This is a genomic window from Blautia sp. An81 (assembly GCF_002161285.1).
GTDB classification, from domain to species: Bacteria; Bacillota; Clostridia; order Lachnospirales; family Lachnospiraceae; genus Blautia; species Blautia ornithocaccae.
In genome coordinates this window covers 144,650-161,877 of record NZ_NFHH01000001.1, presented here as the reverse complement: position 1 = coordinate 161,877, position 17,228 = coordinate 144,650, and the positions used below count along the sequence as shown (strand labels likewise).

20 protein-coding genes and 1 pseudogene are annotated in these 17,228 nt (G+C 43.3%); 12 read left to right on the top strand and 9 right to left on the bottom strand.

Going from position 1 to position 17,228, the window contains the following annotated elements:
• Positions 1-4: 4 nt before the first annotated feature.
• Entirely contained in the window at positions 5-967 is a 963-nt protein-coding gene (locus B5G33_RS00775) for a beta-ketoacyl-ACP synthase III (RefSeq protein WP_087267430.1), read from the top strand.
• Between the two features lie 77 nt (positions 968-1,044).
• On the opposite strand, the gene B5G33_RS00770 is transcribed toward B5G33_RS00775, so the two are convergent.
• The gene (locus B5G33_RS00770) at positions 1,045-1,515 is read right to left on the bottom strand and encodes a GNAT family N-acetyltransferase (RefSeq protein WP_087416402.1); all 471 of its coding nucleotides are present in this window, start codon (positions 1,513-1,515) and stop codon (positions 1,045-1,047) included.
• Between the two features lie 421 nt (positions 1,516-1,936).
• Between B5G33_RS00770 and B5G33_RS00765 the strand changes: the two genes are divergently transcribed.
• Positions 1,937-3,244, top strand: coding sequence for a TRAP transporter large permease (locus B5G33_RS00765; RefSeq protein ID WP_087416401.1), 1,308 nt, complete (start codon positions 1,937-1,939; stop codon positions 3,242-3,244).
• A 102-nt stretch (positions 3,245-3,346) separates the two neighbouring features.
• Positions 3,347-4,762, top strand: a complete 1,416-nt coding sequence (gene uxaC / locus B5G33_RS00760) for a glucuronate isomerase (protein ID WP_087267439.1) — start codon at positions 3,347-3,349, stop codon at positions 4,760-4,762.
• Positions 4,763-4,875: 113 nt separating this feature from the next.
• Here the strand turns inward: uxaC and B5G33_RS00755 are convergent, their stop codons facing one another.
• The gene (locus B5G33_RS00755) at positions 4,876-6,024 is read right to left on the bottom strand and encodes an aldo/keto reductase (RefSeq protein WP_087267442.1); all 1,149 of its coding nucleotides are present in this window, start codon (positions 6,022-6,024) and stop codon (positions 4,876-4,878) included.
• 177 nt (positions 6,025-6,201) lie between these two features.
• Here B5G33_RS00755 and B5G33_RS00750 point away from each other — a divergent pair, with 177 nt between their 5' ends.
• Both B5G33_RS00750 and B5G33_RS00745 read left to right on the top strand, forming a co-directional pair.
• Entirely contained in the window at positions 6,202-7,383 is a 1,182-nt protein-coding gene (locus B5G33_RS00750) for an iron-containing alcohol dehydrogenase (RefSeq protein WP_087416400.1), read from the top strand.
• Positions 7,384-7,449: 66 nt separating this feature from the next.
• The gene (locus tag B5G33_RS00745) at positions 7,450-8,223 is read left to right on the top strand and encodes a NifB/NifX family molybdenum-iron cluster-binding protein (protein ID WP_087267448.1); all 774 of its coding nucleotides are present in this window, start codon (positions 7,450-7,452) and stop codon (positions 8,221-8,223) included.
• Positions 8,224-8,314: 91 nt separating this feature from the next.
• Here the strand turns inward: B5G33_RS00745 and B5G33_RS00740 are convergent.
• From B5G33_RS00740 to B5G33_RS00710, 7 genes and pseudogenes are all read right to left on the bottom strand, one after another.
• Positions 8,315-8,863: pseudogene (locus B5G33_RS00740) on the bottom strand (manganese catalase family protein); the annotation flags it as partial.
• Positions 8,864-8,902: 39 nt separating this feature from the next.
• Positions 8,903-10,345, bottom strand: a complete 1,443-nt coding sequence (locus B5G33_RS00735) for a recombinase family protein (protein ID WP_087267450.1) — start codon at positions 10,343-10,345, stop codon at positions 8,903-8,905.
• Between the two features lie 181 nt (positions 10,346-10,526).
• Positions 10,527-10,754, bottom strand: coding sequence for a type II toxin-antitoxin system MqsA family antitoxin (locus B5G33_RS00730; protein ID WP_087267453.1), 228 nt, complete (start codon positions 10,752-10,754; stop codon positions 10,527-10,529).
• 5 nt (positions 10,755-10,759) lie between these two features.
• Positions 10,760-11,074: a DUF4258 domain-containing protein gene (locus tag B5G33_RS00725; protein WP_087267456.1), complete on the bottom strand. Its 315-nt coding sequence runs from the start codon at positions 11,072-11,074 to the stop codon at positions 10,760-10,762.
• Positions 11,074-11,964 carry a DUF4236 domain-containing protein gene (locus B5G33_RS00720; protein ID WP_087267459.1) on the bottom strand — a complete coding sequence of 297 codons (891 nt, stop codon included), beginning with the start codon at positions 11,962-11,964 and terminating at the stop codon, positions 11,074-11,076. The genes B5G33_RS00725 and B5G33_RS00720 overlap by 1 nt, the downstream gene beginning before the upstream one ends.
• A gap of 40 nt (positions 11,965-12,004) precedes the next feature.
• Positions 12,005-13,084: a hypothetical protein gene (locus B5G33_RS00715; protein ID WP_087267462.1), complete on the bottom strand. Its 1,080-nt coding sequence runs from the start codon at positions 13,082-13,084 to the stop codon at positions 12,005-12,007.
• A gap of 243 nt (positions 13,085-13,327) precedes the next feature.
• The gene (locus B5G33_RS00710; protein WP_087267465.1) at positions 13,328-13,720 is read right to left on the bottom strand and encodes a helix-turn-helix domain-containing protein; all 393 of its coding nucleotides are present in this window, start codon (positions 13,718-13,720) and stop codon (positions 13,328-13,330) included.
• A 96-nt stretch (positions 13,721-13,816) separates the two neighbouring features.
• Here B5G33_RS00710 and B5G33_RS00705 point away from each other — a divergent pair, with 96 nt between their 5' ends.
• From B5G33_RS00705 to B5G33_RS21280, 7 genes are all read left to right on the top strand, one after another.
• Positions 13,817-14,311: a helix-turn-helix transcriptional regulator gene (locus B5G33_RS00705; protein WP_242974384.1), complete on the top strand. Its 495-nt coding sequence runs from the start codon at positions 13,817-13,819 to the stop codon at positions 14,309-14,311.
• Positions 14,304-15,188 (top strand): prohibitin family protein, encoded by an 885-nt coding sequence (locus B5G33_RS00700; protein WP_087267471.1) that lies wholly within the window; start codon positions 14,304-14,306, stop codon positions 15,186-15,188. Before B5G33_RS00705 ends, B5G33_RS00700 begins: the two co-directional genes overlap by 8 nt.
• A 150-nt stretch (positions 15,189-15,338) precedes the next feature.
• A complete protein-coding gene (locus tag B5G33_RS21285) occupies positions 15,339-15,491 on the top strand; it encodes a hypothetical protein (RefSeq protein ID WP_158229557.1) in 153 nt (50 codons plus the stop codon).
• A 203-nt stretch (positions 15,492-15,694) separates the two neighbouring features.
• On the top strand, positions 15,695-15,889 hold the full coding sequence (locus B5G33_RS20965; protein WP_140403102.1) for a hypothetical protein: 195 nt from the start codon (positions 15,695-15,697) through the stop codon (positions 15,887-15,889).
• Positions 15,890-15,931: 42 nt separating this feature from the next.
• Complete coding sequence (locus B5G33_RS00690; protein WP_087267477.1) at positions 15,932-16,144, top strand: hypothetical protein; 213 nt, start codon at positions 15,932-15,934, stop codon at positions 16,142-16,144.
• A 146-nt stretch (positions 16,145-16,290) separates the two neighbouring features.
• A complete protein-coding gene (locus tag B5G33_RS00685; RefSeq protein ID WP_087267480.1) occupies positions 16,291-17,013 on the top strand; it encodes a rolling circle replication-associated protein in 723 nt (240 codons plus the stop codon).
• Between the two features lie 50 nt (positions 17,014-17,063).
• Complete coding sequence (locus B5G33_RS21280; protein ID WP_158229556.1) at positions 17,064-17,225, top strand: hypothetical protein; 162 nt, start codon at positions 17,064-17,066, stop codon at positions 17,223-17,225.
• The last annotated feature ends 3 nt before the right edge of the window (positions 17,226-17,228 follow it).

Below are 17,228 nucleotides of genomic sequence, written 5' to 3'. Positions count from 1 at the left end.
AGCTATGACAGCCAGAATTGTCGGTACGGGGAGCTCAGTTCCCGTCCATAAAGTAACAAATGAAGATTTGTCCAGAGTGGTAGAGACCAATGATGAATGGATATCCAGCCGGACAGGGATCAAAGAGAGAAGGATTGCCGGGGAAGAGTCTACAGTTTCCATGTCTGTTTCGGCGGCGAAAAAAGCTCTGGAAGATGCAGGGACGGACCCTCAGGACCTGGACCTGATCATTGTGGCCACCTGTTCACCGGATTATTTTTTCCCAAATACAGCCTGCTGTGTCCAGGAGGCTGTGGGAGCAGTAAATGCAGTGGCCTTTGATCTCAGTGCTGCCTGCTCAGGCTTTCTTTTCGGGCTGAATACGATTCAGGCTTATATGAAAGCCGGGATTTATAAAAAGGCATTGCTCATAGGAGCAGAAACCATGTCAAAACTCATTGACTGGGAAGACAGAGGTACCTGTGTGCTCTTTGGGGATGGTGCAGGAGCTGCGGTGATACAGGCAGAAGAGACTGGCATGATTGATATGGTCCAGTATTCTGACGGACAGCAGGGACCGGTACTTACCTGTAAGGCAAGGGAAACCAGCAACTTTTTATTCCCTAATGAGCAGAAAGCCGATCATATTTATATGGAGGGACAGCCGGTATTCAAGTTTGCCGTAAAAAAGGTCCCTGAGTGTATCAAAGCTCTTTTGGATAAGACAGGAACCTCAAAAGAGGAGATTAAATATTATGTTCTCCATCAGGCAAACAGCAGGATCATCGACAGCGTTGCAAAGAGAATGAAAGAACCGGAAGAAAAATTCCCTATGAATCTCCATTTTTATGGAAATACATCAGCGGCAAGTATTCCCATTCTTTTAGATGAGATGAACAGGAAAGGCATGTTGGAAAAAGGCGACAAGATTATCCTTTCTGGATTTGGCGCAGGATTAACCTGGGGAGCTTCTCTTCTGGAATGGTAAAGAAATAGTATAAAACGGCATGGAACAGAACTTTGAAAAATTTCAGAAGTCTGTTTCATGCCGTTTTTTCATGCTTTTTAAAGAATGATCTCCATTCCTACTTTCTGAGGCTTCAGACCACAGGACTGATAGAAGTTCATGGCGCTTTCGTTGCAGCTCCATACGTTAAGTGTCAGGTTATAGCAGCCATGTTCCCGTGCAAAATCCAGAGCAGCCTCATAAAGCATCCGCCCAATATGATGGCCCCGCATAGTTTCATCCACACACAGATCGTCAATATACAGAGTTTTAATATCGGTCATAATATTGTGGTCTTTATATTGCTGAAAAATACAGAAAGCATATCCCTGCATACAGTCATTTTCATCTACTGCCGCCAGAATGGGGCGGCTGGCATCCCGGAGAAGGACTTTTAATTCTTCGTCAGTATACTTGCTTTTTCCGGCTTTAAATAAATCTGGTCTTCCCTTGTGATGGACCATAGCCACCTGGGCCAGCAGGCTGTGGATCCTTTCTATATCTTTTTCCTGAGCCATACGTACTTTCATGGGCTTCTACCTCTTTTCTTTCAGTTTCATCAGTTCTTTTCCATTTTAGCACTTTCCAAAAGAAAAGTCATTAAGAATGGGGCCCTATAAACAGTTTTTCATTACCTCATATGTTCCCAGGGTCTGAATGTTCTCCAGGATTCTTGTTACTTCTTCTTCAAACCCAGGGATTTCTGTTAAATCTTTTCCCCAGAAGTCTGTGTTTGTGCAGACAGCATGTACCAGATCTTTTGCACTGCTGTCTCTATGCTGATAATAGAATTCCAGAACAGAAGGATCGTCAGAAAGAGATCATATGCGCATGGGATTTATTGCAGATAAGCTTACAGGGGTTCCGAAGAAAATCCTGGAAATCGTCATTGACCTGGCAATGGGAATTGACCGCAGGCCGACAGAGGAAGAATAGGAAAGGAGATAAAATATGAGTACAGCATTACTTTCAGGTTTAATTATTCTGGTACTGCTGGTGATCATGCTGATTGCCGGTGTACCTATTGCAGTTGCCCTTGGAATTTCCTCCATTTGCGCAATCCTGCCTGTTATGGATACCAGTGTAGCAGTTCTGACAGGAGCCCAGAGAATTTTCTCCGGTATCTCTGTGTTCAGTCTGCTGGCCATTCCCTTCTTTATCCTGGCAGGAAATATTATGAATAAGGGCGGTATCGCAGTCCGTCTGATCAACCTTGCAAAATTAGTTACAGGACGTGCTCCCGGAGTACTGGCACACACAAACGTTGTAGCAAATATGCTTTTCGGCGCTATTTCCGGTTCCGGTACAGCGGCAGCTTCTGCTATGGGTTCCATCATCGGTCCTATTGAGAAGGATGAAGGCTATGACCCGAACTTTTCTGCAGCAGCCAATATTGCTACGGCTCCTACAGGGCTTTTAATCCCTCCCAGCAATGTTATGATTACCTTTTCTCTGGTAAGCGGCGGCACATCTGTGGCGGCTCTGTTTATGGCCGGTTATATCCCGGGTATCCTCTGGGGACTGGCATGTATGGTGGTGATCTATTTTATCGCCAAGAAAAAAGGCTACAGAAGCACCAGCAAGTTTACCGGAAAAGAAAAGATTAAAGTTCTCCTTGAAGCAATTCCCTGCCTGCTGCTGATCATAATCGTTATCGGCGGTATTATTGGCGGAATTTTTACAGCAACCGAGGGGTCTGTGGTAGCAGTGGTGTACAGTCTGCTCCTGTCTCTGTTCGGCTATAAATCTATTAAGCTCAAAGAGATCCCCCAGATCCTCAAGGAAAGTGCTGAGATGACCGGTATCATTATTTTCCTCATCGGCGTTTCCAGCATTATGTCCTGGGTTATGGCTTTCACCAATATCCCGTCACTGGTTTCTGAGGGCCTGCTGGCTATCAGCGACAACAAATTTGTGATCCTGTTTATTATCAATATTATCCTGCTGATCGTAGGTACTTTTATGGACATGACACCGGCCTGCCTGATCTTTACACCGATTTTCCTGCCGGTATGCACAGCCCTGGGAATGAACACTATCCATTTTGGTATTATGATGATCTTCAATCTGTGTATCGGAACCATCACGCCTCCTGTGGGAACTACCTTATTTGTAGGTGTTAAGGTAGGAAAGGTGAAGATCGAGACCGTATTCCGCCAGCTTCTCTGGTATTTCCTGGCCATCTTTATCGTACTGATGCTGGTAACTTATATCCCGCAGCTCAGTCTGTGGCTGCCAAGTCTGATGGGCTACGTATAAAGTCAGTACAAACCAGTTTTTAGAACTTTTCGTAAATCTTACAGGATATGTTGACAAATACCTGAAAAATTTTGTAAATTATTATAAAAGGAGGTTTGTATTATGAAACCATTTATGGATAAGGATTTTTTACTGAGCACAGAGACAGCCAAAGAGCTGTACCATGATTTTGCAGCACAGGTTCCTGTATTGGATTATCATTGCCATATTAATCCTCAGGAAATCGCAGAAGACAGAAAATTTGAGAACATTACCCAGGTATGGCTGGGAGGCGACCATTACAAATGGCGCCAGATGCGTTCCAACGGCGTGGAAGAGTATTACATTACCGGAGATGCACCGGACAGAGAAAAATTCCAGAAATGGGCGGAAACTCTGGAAAAAGCTATCGGAAATCCTCTGTTCCACTGGAGCCACCTGGAACTCCAGAGATTTTTCGGTTATACCGGCGTTCTCAACAGCGAGACAGCAGAAGAGGTATGGAATCTGTGCAATGCAAAGCTTCAGGAAGATTCTATGAGCGTGCGGAACCTGATTAAACAGTCCAATGTTACCCTTCTGTGTACCACAGATGATCCGGTAGACGACCTGAAATGGCATAAAGTGATTAAAGAGGACGAGTCTTTTGACGTACAGGTTCTTCCGGCATGGAGACCGGACAAAGCTATGAATCTGGAAAAACCGGGCTATCAGGAATATATCCGGAAGCTGGCAGAAGTTTCCGGCGTAGAGATCAAGACCTTTGCAGATCTGAAAGAAGCCTTAAAGAAGAGAATTGACTTCTTCCACAGCATGGGCTGCCTGGTTTCTGACCATGGTCTGGACTACGTGATGTATGTGCCTGCTTCTGAGGAAGAGGTAGAGAAGATTTTCCAGGGAGCTTTAGCCGGAGCACCTGTTTCCAAAGAAGACGCTGCCAAGTTTAAAACAGCTTTTATGCTGTTCCTGGCCCCGGAATACGGGGAAAAAGGCTGGGTAATGCAGCTCCATTATGGCTGTAAGAGAGATAACAATAAGGCTATGTATGCAAAGCTTGGCCCGGATACCGGATTTGACTGTATCAGTAATTATACACCGGCTGATCAGCTGGCAGATTTCTTAAATGCAGTCAACGACACAGGAAAGATGCCGAAAACGATTATTTACAGCCTGAATCCGGCAGATGATGAGACTATCGGAACCATTATCGGCTGCTTCCAGAACAGCGATGCGATCGGAAAGATCCAGCAGGGTTCTGCATGGTGGTTTAATGACAATAAGACCGGTATGATGAAACAGATGACATCTCTGGCAAACCTGGGACTGCTGGGCAACTTCATCGGAATGCTGACAGACTCCAGAAGCTTCCTGTCCTATCCGAGACATGAGTATTTCAGAAGAATTATGTGTGAACTGATCGGGGGATGGGTAGAGAACGGAGAATATCCGAAAGATATGAAGAATCTGGAAAAGATCGTGAAAGGTACCTCCTACAACAATGCAGTGAGATATTTCGGATTTGATCTGGAAACAAAATAAGGACTTGAAAGGGGGCGGCTCCCGGAAGGAGCTTTGCCGCTGAATTATAATTATAACAGAGAAGAGAAAGAACTGCTGCTGCGGCCCTTTCTCTTTTCTGTTTTCTATGGATTTTATGAAGGATTTTCTACTGTTTCTTTAAGAACACTCAGTTCTTTGGCGGCCTCTTTTAGATTTTCACGGATGGAAAGTCCCTGAGGACAGACTTCTTCGCATTTTCCACACTCATGACATTGATCTGCCCGTTCTTTTTCAGAAAGATCTTTGAAATATGCCTGCTCTGCCTTGGCCTTGTTTCCATACATGGCCAGCTCGTTCCAGATATGGAAATTCTTTGGAATGTTCACACCGAAAGGACAAGGCATACAGTAAGCACATCCGGTACACCCGTTTTTAGTCCTCTGTTTTATACGTCTGGAAACTTCTGATACCAGCTCTTTTTCTTTGAGGGAAAGAGGGCGGAAGGGGTGAAATGTCCGAAGGTTGTCTTCTACCTGTTCCGGAGTGGACATACCACTTAAAACTACTTTTACGTTGGGTTTGCTTGCCACCCAGCGGAGAGCCCAGGAGGCTGTGCTGGCTTCCGGATTATAGTCTGCAAAGGGAGCGACGACCTCTTTGGGAAGAGAGGCCAGAGAACCGCCTTTTACAGGCTCCATGATCACCATGGGAATTCCAAGCTCTTCAGCAAGGTCATAACCCTTGTCTCCGGCCTGGATGTCAGTATCCGCATAATTGTACTGGATCTGACAGAAGTCCCAGTCTCTGTAGGTAAGGATAGTTTTAAAGGTTTCAAAATCGTCATGGAAAGAAAAACCGAAGAAGCGGATCTTTCCCTGTTTTTTCATTTCTTCCATATAAGATATAACATCCAGATTCAGTGTTTTTTCCCATTTTTCCTTGTCCAGACAGTGAAGAAGATAAAAATCTATGTAATCTGTCTGGAGACGGTTCAGCTGCTCCTGGAAAATCCTCTTAACATCATCTATGGAATGAATATCCCACATAGGAAGTTTGGTGGCTAAAAAGAAACTGCTCCGATCATACTTTTTTAAGACTCTGCCAACGAAAGGTTCACTGTTTCCGTTGTGGTAAGGGTAGGCAGTGTCTATGTAATTTACCCCTGCCTTAATAGCGGTATCCAGCATTTTTTCGGCTTCTTCTTCACAGATTGAGCCATCTGGATTTAAGGGGAATCGCATGCAGCCAAATCCCAGAAGAGAGGTAGAAACCCCTAATTTTTCCATTTTGCGATATTCCATATCGGCACCTCCTGATATTCATCTTTAAAATACATAAAGAAATTTCTTCTTTCTGCTATTGTATCATAGATTCAGAAAAATTATGGTAAAAATTTCGAAAAATAATCAGCAGTATGGCAGAATGGAAAAATATATTCTATAATCGATGGTAGATAAAATAGATGGAGGAGGAAGATCATGCAGAGTTTTGAATACTATGCGCCTACAGAAATCATATTTGGAAAAGGGGCGGAGGCACAGACTGGTAAAGCTGTGAAAAAGTGGGGAGGCACCAGAGTACTCCTTGTATATGGGGGAGGCAGCGCCAGAAGAAGCGGACTTCTGGAAAGAATCCAAAAAGAACTGGATGATGAAAATATATTCTGGGAGGAACTGGGAGGGGTACAGCCAAATCCCAGACTTTCTCTGGCAGAAGAAGGCGCTAAAAAGGCATTGAAAATCCAGGCAGACTTTATCCTGGCAGTAGGAGGAGGCAGCGCCATTGATACGGCAAAAGGCATTGCACATGGAGCTGCCAATCCTGAACTGGACCTCTGGGATATCTGGACAGAAAAGGTAGAGCTAAAAAAGAGCATTCCCGTAGGCGTAGTGCTTACTATTTCGGCTGCTGGAAGTGAGATGAGTGATTCTGCAGTGCTGACCAATGAGAAGATTGGAAGAAAAAAGGGGCTGAGTACAGAGTTTAACCGGGTAAAATTTGCAGTTATGAATCCGGAGCTTACTTATACCCTGCCGAAATATCAGGTTACCTGCGGCATTGTAGATATTATGATGCACACCCTGGACAGATATTTTACCCACAGCAAGGGAAATGAAATGACCGATGAGATTGCTCAGGGACTACTGCGTACAGTGATCAGAAATGGAAAAAAAGCCTTCGAAAACCAGGAGGACTACCAGGCTATGAGCGAACTGATGTGGTGCGGCAGTCTTTCTCACAACGGCATTACAGGACTTGGTGCAGAAAAGGACTTTGCGCCTCACAAGATTAGTCATGAATTAAGCGCGAAATATGATGTGGCCCATGGTGCCAGTCTTTCTGCTGTCTGGGAGGCCTGGGCCAGGTATGTCTATATGGAAGAGCCGGAACGCTTTGCAAAGTATGCCAGGACTGTATGGGACATCCGGGAAGAAGATCCTGTAAAAGCTGCCTGCCAGGGAATCCAGGCAACGGTAGATTATTTCCGCTCCATTCACATGCCGGTTTCTATTGGAGAACTGGAGATTGGCGTAAGACCCGTGGAAGAGCTGGAAGACATGGCCAGAAGGGCAACGGGAAACGACACTTTCACAGTGGCAAAATTTAAAGAACTTCATGAAAAAGATGTGCTGGAAATATTAAAAAATGCCAATCATTAATTATTGACATATACTAATAATCATCTTATAATAAACATATACCAATAATAAAAGAAAGGAGCCCCTATGCCGAGACCAAATAAACCCAAAAGAGTGAAAAAGCTGCCTTTATGTGACAGATTTTATCCTGAAAAAGGAAAGGGCAGCGTCCATGAAATCCTGATGACTGTGGAAGAATATGAAACGCTGCGGCTCATTGATTATCAGGGACTGACTCAGGAGGCCTGTGCTCTGGAAATGGAAGTAGGGCGGGCCACTGTTCAGGCTATGTATACAGAAACCAGAAAGAAAATCGCCAGATTTCTTATTGAAGGGGCAGCTCTTCATATCTGCGGAGGCAATTACTGTTTGGAGCAGCAGGATAAAGAGAAAGCCGGCAGGGGAGAAAGAGGTGTTTATAAGATGAAAATAGCAGTTACTTATGAAGACGGGCAGGTATTTCAGCACTTTGGACACACGGAACAATTTAAAATCTATGATATAGAAGAAGGAAAAATCCGTTCTGCAGAAATCGTGGATACTGCGGGAAAGGGCCATGGGGCACTGGCAGGATTCTTAAAAGATCTGGGAGTGGAGGTGCTTATCTGCGGCGGAATCGGCGGAGGAGCCAGAAACGCTCTCGCAGAGGCCGGTATCCGTCTGTATCCCGGAGCCTGCGGAGACGCAGATGTACAGGTAGAAGCTTTCTTAAAAGGCAGCTTGAGCTATGACCCTGATACTACTTGCAGCCACCATCATCATGAGGACGGGGAAAGCTGCGGACACCACCACGGCCAGGGAGAAGGATGCGGCCATCATCACAGCCAGGGAGAAGGCTGCGGCGGCGGAAACTGCGGCTGAGCAGCATTCCCGATGTAAGAACAAAAGTTTTGAAGAAATCCCTCTGCATATGGAACAGAGTGAAAATCTGTGTGCAGAGGGATTTTGCTTTTTAATTCCTGGAAGTGCAGTCTTTGCAGCTTGCCTTGCAGGGCATATCAAAACTTGGATTAAAAGCGTAAAAGTTTCTTGAGTCCAGATTTTCCTGGACAGAACGGAGGACTTCCCCGAATCGCTGGAAATGAACGATTTCTCTGGCACGGAGGAAACGGATAGGGTCTAGCACATCGGGGTCATCCACCAGCCGGAGGATGTTGTCATAGGTAGTCCGGGCTTTCTGCTCTGCGGCCATATCTTCAAAAAGATCAGTGATAGGATCTCCCTTGGACTGGAATTCACAGGCGTTAAAAGGAATTCCGCCTGCCGCCTGGGGCCAGATTCCTACGGTGTGGTCCACATAGTAGTCGGCAAAACCGGATTTCTCGATTTCTTCCATAGAAAGATTTCTGGTCAGCTGATGGACAATGGTAGATACCATTTCCAGATGGCCAAGCTCTTCAGTGGCAATGTCATTTAGGGTTCCCATGGCAATACGGTTGGGCATGGTGTAACGCTGGGACAGATAACGCATAGAGGCACCCATCTCGCCGTCAGGGCCCCCTTACATCAGTAACCTATGGGAAGCCTGAAACCCCAGTATTTATGCGGGGTTTCGGGGACTGTAGAGATGGAAAGTCAAGGTATCTTGCTCCTTATCATAGATGATTTCCTCTATTACAGAGCGGATGAAGACACCTTTTGTTTCATTTCCTATCTCAGGATTTTCAATGATATCATATACGGTCTGCACCTTTTTGAGAAAACCTTCCTTTGCGTCCGGGGCGGCAGGAGCTTCCTGGAGCTGAGCGAATTGTTTTTCAAGGCGTTCCCTTTCCTGCAGGAGCCGTTCCTTATTCTCTTTGTATTCCTCCAAGGTATCCACACCAGTTTCATAGGCCATCTTAATGCGCTTCTCCCGGATGGCCAGGCTCTCCAGCTCCTTTTTACACTGGCCCTGGGCGGTAATCTCTGGAGCATCACGTTCTATGTAAGAAAGAGTAAAATCCTGGCCCTTCAGCAGCTTATTCAGATACTCCTCTACACTGCGTATCAGCCGCTTTTCGCCGATTGCTGAGCTTCCCTTGTGAAATCCCTTAGCGTACCGATGACAGACGAAATAGGGGTATTTCCCGGTGTTATAGGAAAGGGAGGCTCCGCAGATAGAGCACTTTACCAGACCGGACAGCCAGTGCCTGCAGGTGGATACGCTGCGGCGCTTCTTGGGAGAATAAGTGTTAGTAATGCGCCTTTGGGCCTCCTGGAACATTTCCGGGGAAATGAAGGTTTCATGCTGGCCCCGGGAAGAAATCCCGTTCCACTCCAATTCCCCTATATAAAACTTATTCTGGAGAATATACATGATATTACGGCGTTCAAACTGGCCGCCTCTTTTGGTGTGAATCCCCATATCGTTGATTTGTCTGGCTATGGCTGTGGGCTCCCTGTGATAATGACAGTACTGCTCAAAGATATAGGAGACCACCCGGGCCTCCTCAGGAATTATCAAAAAAGGAGCTCCGCCGCCAACAGCTTTGTATCCCAGAGGCGGTGAAGATTGATAGCCGCCTCGCAGGGCTTTTTCCGTCATTCCCCGGGAAGTTTCCCCAGATAGGTTGATAGAGTAATATTCGTCCATCCATTCTATAATCCTTTCAATCAGGCTGCCAAAGGGACCTTCTATGAGGGGCTCTGAGGTGCTTACCACTTCAATGCCGCACTGTTTCTTAAGCATGGATTTGTAGACAATGGATTCCTCCTGGTTCCGGGCAAAACGGCTGAACTTCCACACCAAGATAGTCTGGAAGGGAACGGGCTTTGATTTTGCCATGGATATCATTCTTAGAAACTCCGGACGTTTCCTGGCGTTTCTCCCGGATATGCCGTTTTCTATGAAGATATGCTCCTCCTTTACTAGAATTTTATGTTTCCTGGCATAATCCAGCAGTAGCCTCTTCTGGGCGTCAGGAGAGAGTTCCTCCTGTTTGTCTGTGCTGACACGGATATACAGGGCGCCGTCCGTGTAGTTGTCTTGGAGTTCTGCCATGTTTATCATCTCCTCTTTTGAAACTATGTAAAAATAGGTACAAAAATAACAGCCAGCGAACTTTTGTTCCGCTTGCATGACTGCCCCGAAGATGATACAATATTACCGTCCAAAGTAAGCGCATATCTTCGGATATGTATGTAAAGCCGTTCCTGTTGGCGCAGGGGCGGTTTTTATTGTATTATGCGGCTTTATTATAGTCAACAACGGCAAATTCTGTCAGCATGGATTTAAGACCCTCCAGGATTTTTTCAATTTTCTGAAGAGTAACCCCGTTTAGGAATTCTTCACCACACTGAGTACACTTTGTACAAGGTACATTTTTGATAATGATGTAGCAGCCGTTATATTCCGTCATATAAGTGGTTGTGGATTTTTCTACATCACCTTTGCATAAAAAACAAGTCATATCAATTACTCCTTTCTTCTCCGGAAATCAGATTCCCATTTTGCGGGATCTGGATAATAAGCAGTTACAATCCAAAGGGTTCTTAAATCACTTCCAACGACTACATGTAGAAAATGATTTGAAACGGCCATTCCTAAAATAAGACAGCTTGGATACGGATAGTCTGTAGGATATTGCTCTATTATTGTGCCGCTTTTTATACAATTTATGATATCGGAAGTTTTTATACCACGCTGCTCCAAGCGTTTGGCTGCATGGAGAGTGATTTCAAGATTTTCTATAGTACAGATCTTTTTTAAATCTTCAATGTTTAGTTCCATTATATACATCCTTCCTGGTGCTGGCGCACCGGGGTAGTTTTCATGTTTGACAAATTTTTAATTCTTGCCTCTTCTTCCGCTTTGGCCTGAGCTTCCTGTTCAGCTTTAATCCTTGCTTCCTCTTCTGTTTTGGCTTTTGCCTCTTCAGCCACTTTGTCAGTTACAGAGATTTTTACCGTGTTGCTATCTATATCATGGTTAGTAGTAAAGAATAATGCAGCCTCTCCGGGCTCCTTAAATGTAATAACCGCTTTGCCATCAGTATAATCAAGCTCTGCAATCTCATTCGAAGAGAGTTCAAGAGAAGTAATATCGGCATCTGAAAGAGAAGTTGTTATTTTTACCTCTGTTGTTTCTGACACATCAAAGGTATCTTTTCCCCAATCGGCATATATGCTTTCGGGGGAATCAGAAGATGACGGAAACAAAGCAAAAACAATTAAAGAAGTTATAAATACTGCGCCTGAAATTGCTATATTCCGCCTCTTGGTGCCGTACAGATCTTTTCTGATGAGAAAGTATACTAAAAATCCAATAGCCGGTATCCATACAAGGGGATATAACACAATGGCAAAACAAATAGCCAAAAGAGCAAGTAAATAAAATAGGCAGCCACGTTGTTTCCTGTTGTTAGGATCCTCTGGCAAAGCATTGAACCCAGAAGTGCCTTCTGGAGGAAGCGGCGGTGGAGTGGAAGCTTTTCTTTTGGAAGAAGTTTCCGTATAACTTATTCCCGTACCGGGTACACCGACGGTTGTGGTTTTCTTTCCAGTTGAACTTATAGTGTGATGAAACCCTTTTCCGCCAAAAGTAACACTTGTACTTTTCTTATTTAGATTTAGCTTTACCCCAGGAGCAATTTTGATACTTTTTTTAAACCTTAATCCCATAAGAGATTCCCCCCTCTTTTGTAAAATGGCGAAATATGGATTACTTTAAAGAAATTTTCTTAAGCAATAAATTGTTTTTTGTTATATAATTTTGAGAATAGAGAAAATAGCAGTCCCTATCTTTTCTTACAACATCATATAAAAGGATCCCATTAGTTTCATCAAGCGGAATCTCATATGTATTCTCCATAGAAAAATCATTTTTTAGATTTGCACAATAAACAGATGCTCCGTCATAACTTTTTCCGGGATTTTGTACATCACTGCTATAGTATAAACTATATCCTGAAGAAGTTGGAAATACAGAAGCAAGTTCATTATCGGAATCATTTGAAATAATTGTTTTTTTGTTTTCCCAGGTTACGCCATGATCTTTAGAGGAAATTACTTCTAAAGAGGAAGGACCCTTGTCATAAGACTCTTTTTCGAAAATATAATAGAAAATGTCATTGTTAATAACTAAATCACCATCTTCTATATTATTTTTACAAGAGATAATATCAGAAACAAGTGTCCATTCTGAAAGATCCGACGATGTATAACAATGTACTGTGTACAATCCATTTTCAGCATCTGGATTTGAATTATTTACAGTTCCATTGATTTCAATATATGTTAATATCCATATATCGTTATATTTTGTTATGGTAGGATCGATAAGAAGGTTGGTATTATCAAACAACACCTTACTATTCTTAATTTCAAAATCGTCATCAAATTCTGTGAGAAGAATTTGATGGTTAAAACTACCACTGACAATAATCATATCGTCCTCAGATGGGTATAGCCAGTTTACAGGAATATTAGAAAATTTTTTATATACAGTTCCATCGGTATTAAAAAGAACAAGCTCACCGTCCGAACCAGCAGCTATTTTATTACAGAACATTTTGGCATCCCCGACTTTGGGCGATGTGATATTAGCCACTAGCGAAACAGATGCATTGCTTTGAAAAACCGTATTTGATGTTTGGTTGGGGCCTTCTCTTTCATTGGATGCCCCTTGGTCGAGATTAGATTGAGAATAGTCTCCTTTTTGAGCAAACTCGTGGAAGTTGCATGCTATTGTTGAGGCAGAAAAACATAGGATCAATAAGAGAATTAAAAATTTCTTTTTCATAAAATTCCTTCCCTATATAATTGGTTGTGTATTAAAATGGTTTAGCCGTGTGCAAAAAATTTAACTAAATCAGCGCTGCACTGCTTATCATAATCGCCATTTTCTATATGGCTCATTTCATGATGGTAAGATAATAAATGTTGATAGTGGGTATGCCTGGAACTTAAAATTATATTGTATGTACCATCCGGTGAAACCACGGTATATGCTTTTATAGAACATGGTAGGTCGGCTAATGATACATTAACAACCGGTGTCATTGGAATCACCCCTTACACGGTCAATCATTTCTTTAACAAATTCGATATCTTCTTTTTTTACTTTCCGTGAAGCATCAAATAATACTTTGTATTCTGGATGTTTAAACATGAATTCTGCCATTTCTCTAGCTTCATCATTAAAATAGTAGGAAGATTCGGGTAGTACGGTTGTCTTGTTAGTTCTTCCTAATAAATAATCAATATCTACATTAAAAAAATCAGCTATAGCTTCTAATGTCTCAAAATCGGGTTCCCGAGCGCCTGTTTCGTACATACCTATAGTGCTTCGTGAAATACCTATTTTATCCGCAAACTCTTGTTGCGTGTATCCGCTAGACTGTCGTAAAGCTTTAAATATTTTACTGAAATCGCCCATATTTGAAACCTCCTTATATACATATTATCACAAAACGTGGTAAAAGTAAATGAAAAGTGTCACATAATGTGAAGAAAGATATTGACAATATGAGAGATGAGTGATATATTATGGCTAGTCACAAAAAGTGACAAAAGAAAGGAGGAGCAAATGGAAGGATTCGGGAAAAAACTTACTGAGTTAAGAGGAGATAAAACTCAGGAAGAGGTAGCGAAAGATATCGGAATAGCTACATCTACACTTGGAATGTATGAAACTGAAAAACGAGTGCCCAGAGATTCTATAAAAATTAAATTGGCAAAATATTATAAAAGAAGCGTACAAGAAATTTTTTTATTTAAATTGTCACGAAATGAGACAAAAAGTGGCACATTACATGTAATTACAATATTAAGAGAAGCAGGAGGTGAAAACATGAGGTTTCTTGTATTCGTAGCTGCCGTCCTTACACTAGCCATAGCCGGGATAGCAGTATGGTGGATATGGAATAAGGCATTTATATCCATCAAAAGAAGAGAAAACGCTTTTGATGTGGAAAAGGAAGCTTACAAAAAAATGAAGAAGAAAGTAAAGGAGAATAAGAATGAGTAAGAAATCTTCAATAATAGCTGGAATCATTATCGGAATAGCTGCTATCGCTGGAGGGATCTATATAGCTATGTCGTTGACAAGCGTAGATCAGGGAGAAGTTGGGGTAGTCTGGTCAGTCCAAAACGGAGTACAGGAAAAAACTCTTGGTCCAGGGATTCATTTTGTAGGACCGTTTAACCGTGTGGAAAATTTTCCAGTATCGCAGCAGCAGCTTGTGCTCAGCAACAATGCAGCAGATTTCAATGAAAAGAAACTGGAAAAAGATACTCATGTTGACGCTCCAGCAGATGGCGGAATGGTAAAGATGAATATGACTGTCAACTATAATTTCATACCGGAAAAAGTGACCAGCGTATATGAAAAATTTAACGGCATGGACGGAAACCAGATCGTGGAATCTAAGGTGAAAAATTCCATACTTGCATACATAAAAGAAGTCACGCCACAGTTTTCTGTCATGGACATCTACTCAGACAAACGAGCAGAGGTCGGACAGGCCATTACTGAATATTTGAACGCAAAATTAGGAGAAGAGTATGGAATGGAAGTTTCCTCCGCTCTGATCATAGATGTGCAGCTTGATGAGGAGCTTCAGACCAAGGTACAGGCAAAAGAACAGGCAAAGCAGGACGCAGAGAAAGCGGAACTGGATAAGCAGACCGCTATTGCTCAGGGAGAAGCCGACAAAGCAAAAGCGGAAGCGGATAAGGCGGTTACAATTACAAATGCAGAGGCTGAAGCTGAAGCGAACCGGATTAAGGCTGCATCTATTACAGACGAACTTATTAAAATGACAGAAGCTGAAGCCCGGAAGGAACATGGCTGGGTAACTGTCCAGGGAGCAGACACAGTAGTTACAGATTCAACTGAAAAATAGGATAGCGGAGCATAAGCTCCGCCTGTAATGCAGGCAAGGGCGGTCACAACCCCGTGTAAATGCAGAGTGCAGAAAACTTCCAGGAACATATTGTGTTTAGATATGAACCTGGACAACGTACATTACATACCCTAAAACAGAGGTGATTCAATGCAAATAATCAGCGAAATTAAAGTAAATGGAAAATGGGTAAATCAAGACCAGCTCCCGGAAGAAATGGTGGCAAAAATTGTAGCCGAGACAATCTGCCGGGCCGGAAGGGCGGTTGGATTTGAAACTAAGCTTAAGAAAAAGACCGCCTGAGGCGGGAAAGGAGGGACAAGCATTGCATAGGACAAGCATCACGGAGGCAGCATTATTGACAGCCCTGGCGTTCAACACAGTATTTCGCATCCCGCCGGAGGACGGAATATTCACGCAGATTTTAGGAGTAACAATTATATTTGGCGCAATACTGTGGTTGATAGAAGTTGCCCGGGACTGGGAAGAGAGGAGGCGAAAAAAGTGTGAAAAGCAAAACAGTATTCAAAATGGAGGAAATGCTGCGTGATGAATGCAGCGAATATATTAAAAATCGTAATCTACCACGAAACAAAACCATGGAACTCTGCGTTAAAGCCTTCATGGCGGTATGTGATTACAAAGAAGCATTGAAAAAAGAAGAGGTCCGCCGGGCTGGCACCCAAACGGACGTTAAATAGTTTAGCACGCCTTTATTATAAGGCGAGTAAGGAGAAAATGCAATGGGAGAATTTGCCGATTTAAGCAAAGATTTAATTCCTGTATTTCACAAGATTGAGGAAATAAAAGCACGATATGGAATCACTTCTCTGTCGCTGGAGAGCTTTCACACCATAGATCAGTTCTACGGCTCCCATGGAGGAAAGGAACACTTTATGGGATGCCGCCGGCGGGACAGGAGCGGAAACCTTGAAATACCATTCATACAAAAATAGAAGCCCGGAGGCCGAAACCTCCGGGCAAGCCATATAGGCTACTCATCACAGGACAAGTATAGCATATATGGCCGAAAAAAAACAACGGGCGAATGCCCGTTTTAGACTTGCTAAGTTTATTACTGTTTCAACCAGGAGGACAGAATATGCCGTACATGAAGATGATATGCAAGGCAGGGAAGACAAAGGAGATTGCCAAGTTTTATACATATTGGCTGCAGCCAAAGGGACAAAAGAGAAGGCCCCGGGTAAACCCCACAACGGAGCAGCAAAGAAAAATCAACGACAGGCACTTGGTAAAAAGACTGACAAGGCTGTTGAACGCAAATTTTAATGGAGAGTGCTGGTATGTGACCTTCAGCTACCGAAAGGAAGACAGACCGCAGGATGCGAAGCTTTTGCATAAGCAGGAACAGAAACTCCTGCGGGATCTTAGAAAAGTATACAAAAAGGAAAAACGGATTCTAAAGTACATCTGGACCGCAGAAGTGGGAACAAGAGGAGCTGCCCATATACATATGGTACTCAGCCCTATTGACGCCAGAAAGATAAGGGATGTATGGCCATATGGATATACAACGTTAAAGCCAATGGAGAGAAATGGGCAATATCGAAGGCTGGCGGAATACTTCATCAAGTACTTTCAAAAGACCAGAGATACAGACGAACAGCTTCAGAAAAAATCTTACAATCCCAGCAAGAACCTGATTCGCCCTGTGCCGAAAAAACAGCCAATGAAGGGGAATAGGTTTTCCCGGGAAATAAAAATTCCCCCAGGCTGGTATCTGGATAAAGACAGTCTTAGGGAAGGATTTACGGCGGACGGCTACGAATTTATCTATTACACGCTGATTAAGGAGGGAGGATAAAATGCGGAAGGTATGGACAGCCCTTCTGGATTACAGATGACGAAGAAAAGATGATATTGAAATACCTGGGCTGTGGCGAACCGGGGACACACCGATCTATATCCGGAGCAATAAATGACTGGCAGACGGCGGCAATGCACCGTAAAGAACTCCAGGAAATTGATTATGTCATGAACCAGGTGACAGAGACGCCGGCGGACTTTGGCCAATAAGCC

Bases quoted from the DNA above. Each gene is read 5' to 3' on its own strand.
- B5G33_RS00775 (WP_087267430.1), top strand. From the start codon at position 5: ATGACAGCCAGAATTGTCGGTACGGGGAGCTCAGTTCCCGTCCATAAA.
- B5G33_RS00770 (WP_087416402.1), bottom strand. From the start codon at position 1,515: ATGAAAGTACGTATGGCTCAGGAAAAAGATATAGAAAGGATCCACAGC.
- B5G33_RS00765 (WP_087416401.1), top strand. From the start codon at position 1,937: ATGAGTACAGCATTACTTTCAGGTTTAATTATTCTGGTACTGCTGGTG.
- uxaC (WP_087267439.1), top strand. From the start codon at position 3,347: ATGAAACCATTTATGGATAAGGATTTTTTACTGAGCACAGAGACAGCC.
- B5G33_RS00755 (WP_087267442.1), bottom strand. From the start codon at position 6,024: ATGGAATATCGCAAAATGGAAAAATTAGGGGTTTCTACCTCTCTTCTG.
- B5G33_RS00750 (WP_087416400.1), top strand. From the start codon at position 6,202: ATGCAGAGTTTTGAATACTATGCGCCTACAGAAATCATATTTGGAAAA.
- B5G33_RS00745 (WP_087267448.1), top strand. From the start codon at position 7,450: ATGCCGAGACCAAATAAACCCAAAAGAGTGAAAAAGCTGCCTTTATGT.
- B5G33_RS00735 (WP_087267450.1), bottom strand. From the start codon at position 10,345: ATGGCAGAACTCCAAGACAACTACACGGACGGCGCCCTGTATATCCGT.
- B5G33_RS00730 (WP_087267453.1), bottom strand. From the start codon at position 10,754: ATGACTTGTTTTTTATGCAAAGGTGATGTAGAAAAATCCACAACCACT.
- B5G33_RS00725 (WP_087267456.1), bottom strand. From the start codon at position 11,074: ATGGAACTAAACATTGAAGATTTAAAAAAGATCTGTACTATAGAAAAT.
- B5G33_RS00720 (WP_087267459.1), bottom strand. From the start codon at position 11,964: ATGGGATTAAGGTTTAAAAAAAGTATCAAAATTGCTCCTGGGGTAAAG.
- B5G33_RS00715 (WP_087267462.1), bottom strand. From the start codon at position 13,084: ATGAAAAAGAAATTTTTAATTCTCTTATTGATCCTATGTTTTTCTGCC.
- B5G33_RS00710 (WP_087267465.1), bottom strand. From the start codon at position 13,720: ATGGGCGATTTCAGTAAAATATTTAAAGCTTTACGACAGTCTAGCGGA.
- B5G33_RS00705 (WP_242974384.1), top strand. From the start codon at position 13,817: ATGAGTGATATATTATGGCTAGTCACAAAAAGTGACAAAAGAAAGGAG.
- B5G33_RS00700 (WP_087267471.1), top strand. From the start codon at position 14,304: ATGAGTAAGAAATCTTCAATAATAGCTGGAATCATTATCGGAATAGCT.
- B5G33_RS21285 (WP_158229557.1), top strand. From the start codon at position 15,339: ATGCAAATAATCAGCGAAATTAAAGTAAATGGAAAATGGGTAAATCAA.
- B5G33_RS00690 (WP_087267477.1), top strand. From the start codon at position 15,932: ATGGGAGAATTTGCCGATTTAAGCAAAGATTTAATTCCTGTATTTCAC.
- B5G33_RS00685 (WP_087267480.1), top strand. From the start codon at position 16,291: ATGCCGTACATGAAGATGATATGCAAGGCAGGGAAGACAAAGGAGATT.
- B5G33_RS21280 (WP_158229556.1), top strand. From the start codon at position 17,064: ATGATATTGAAATACCTGGGCTGTGGCGAACCGGGGACACACCGATCT.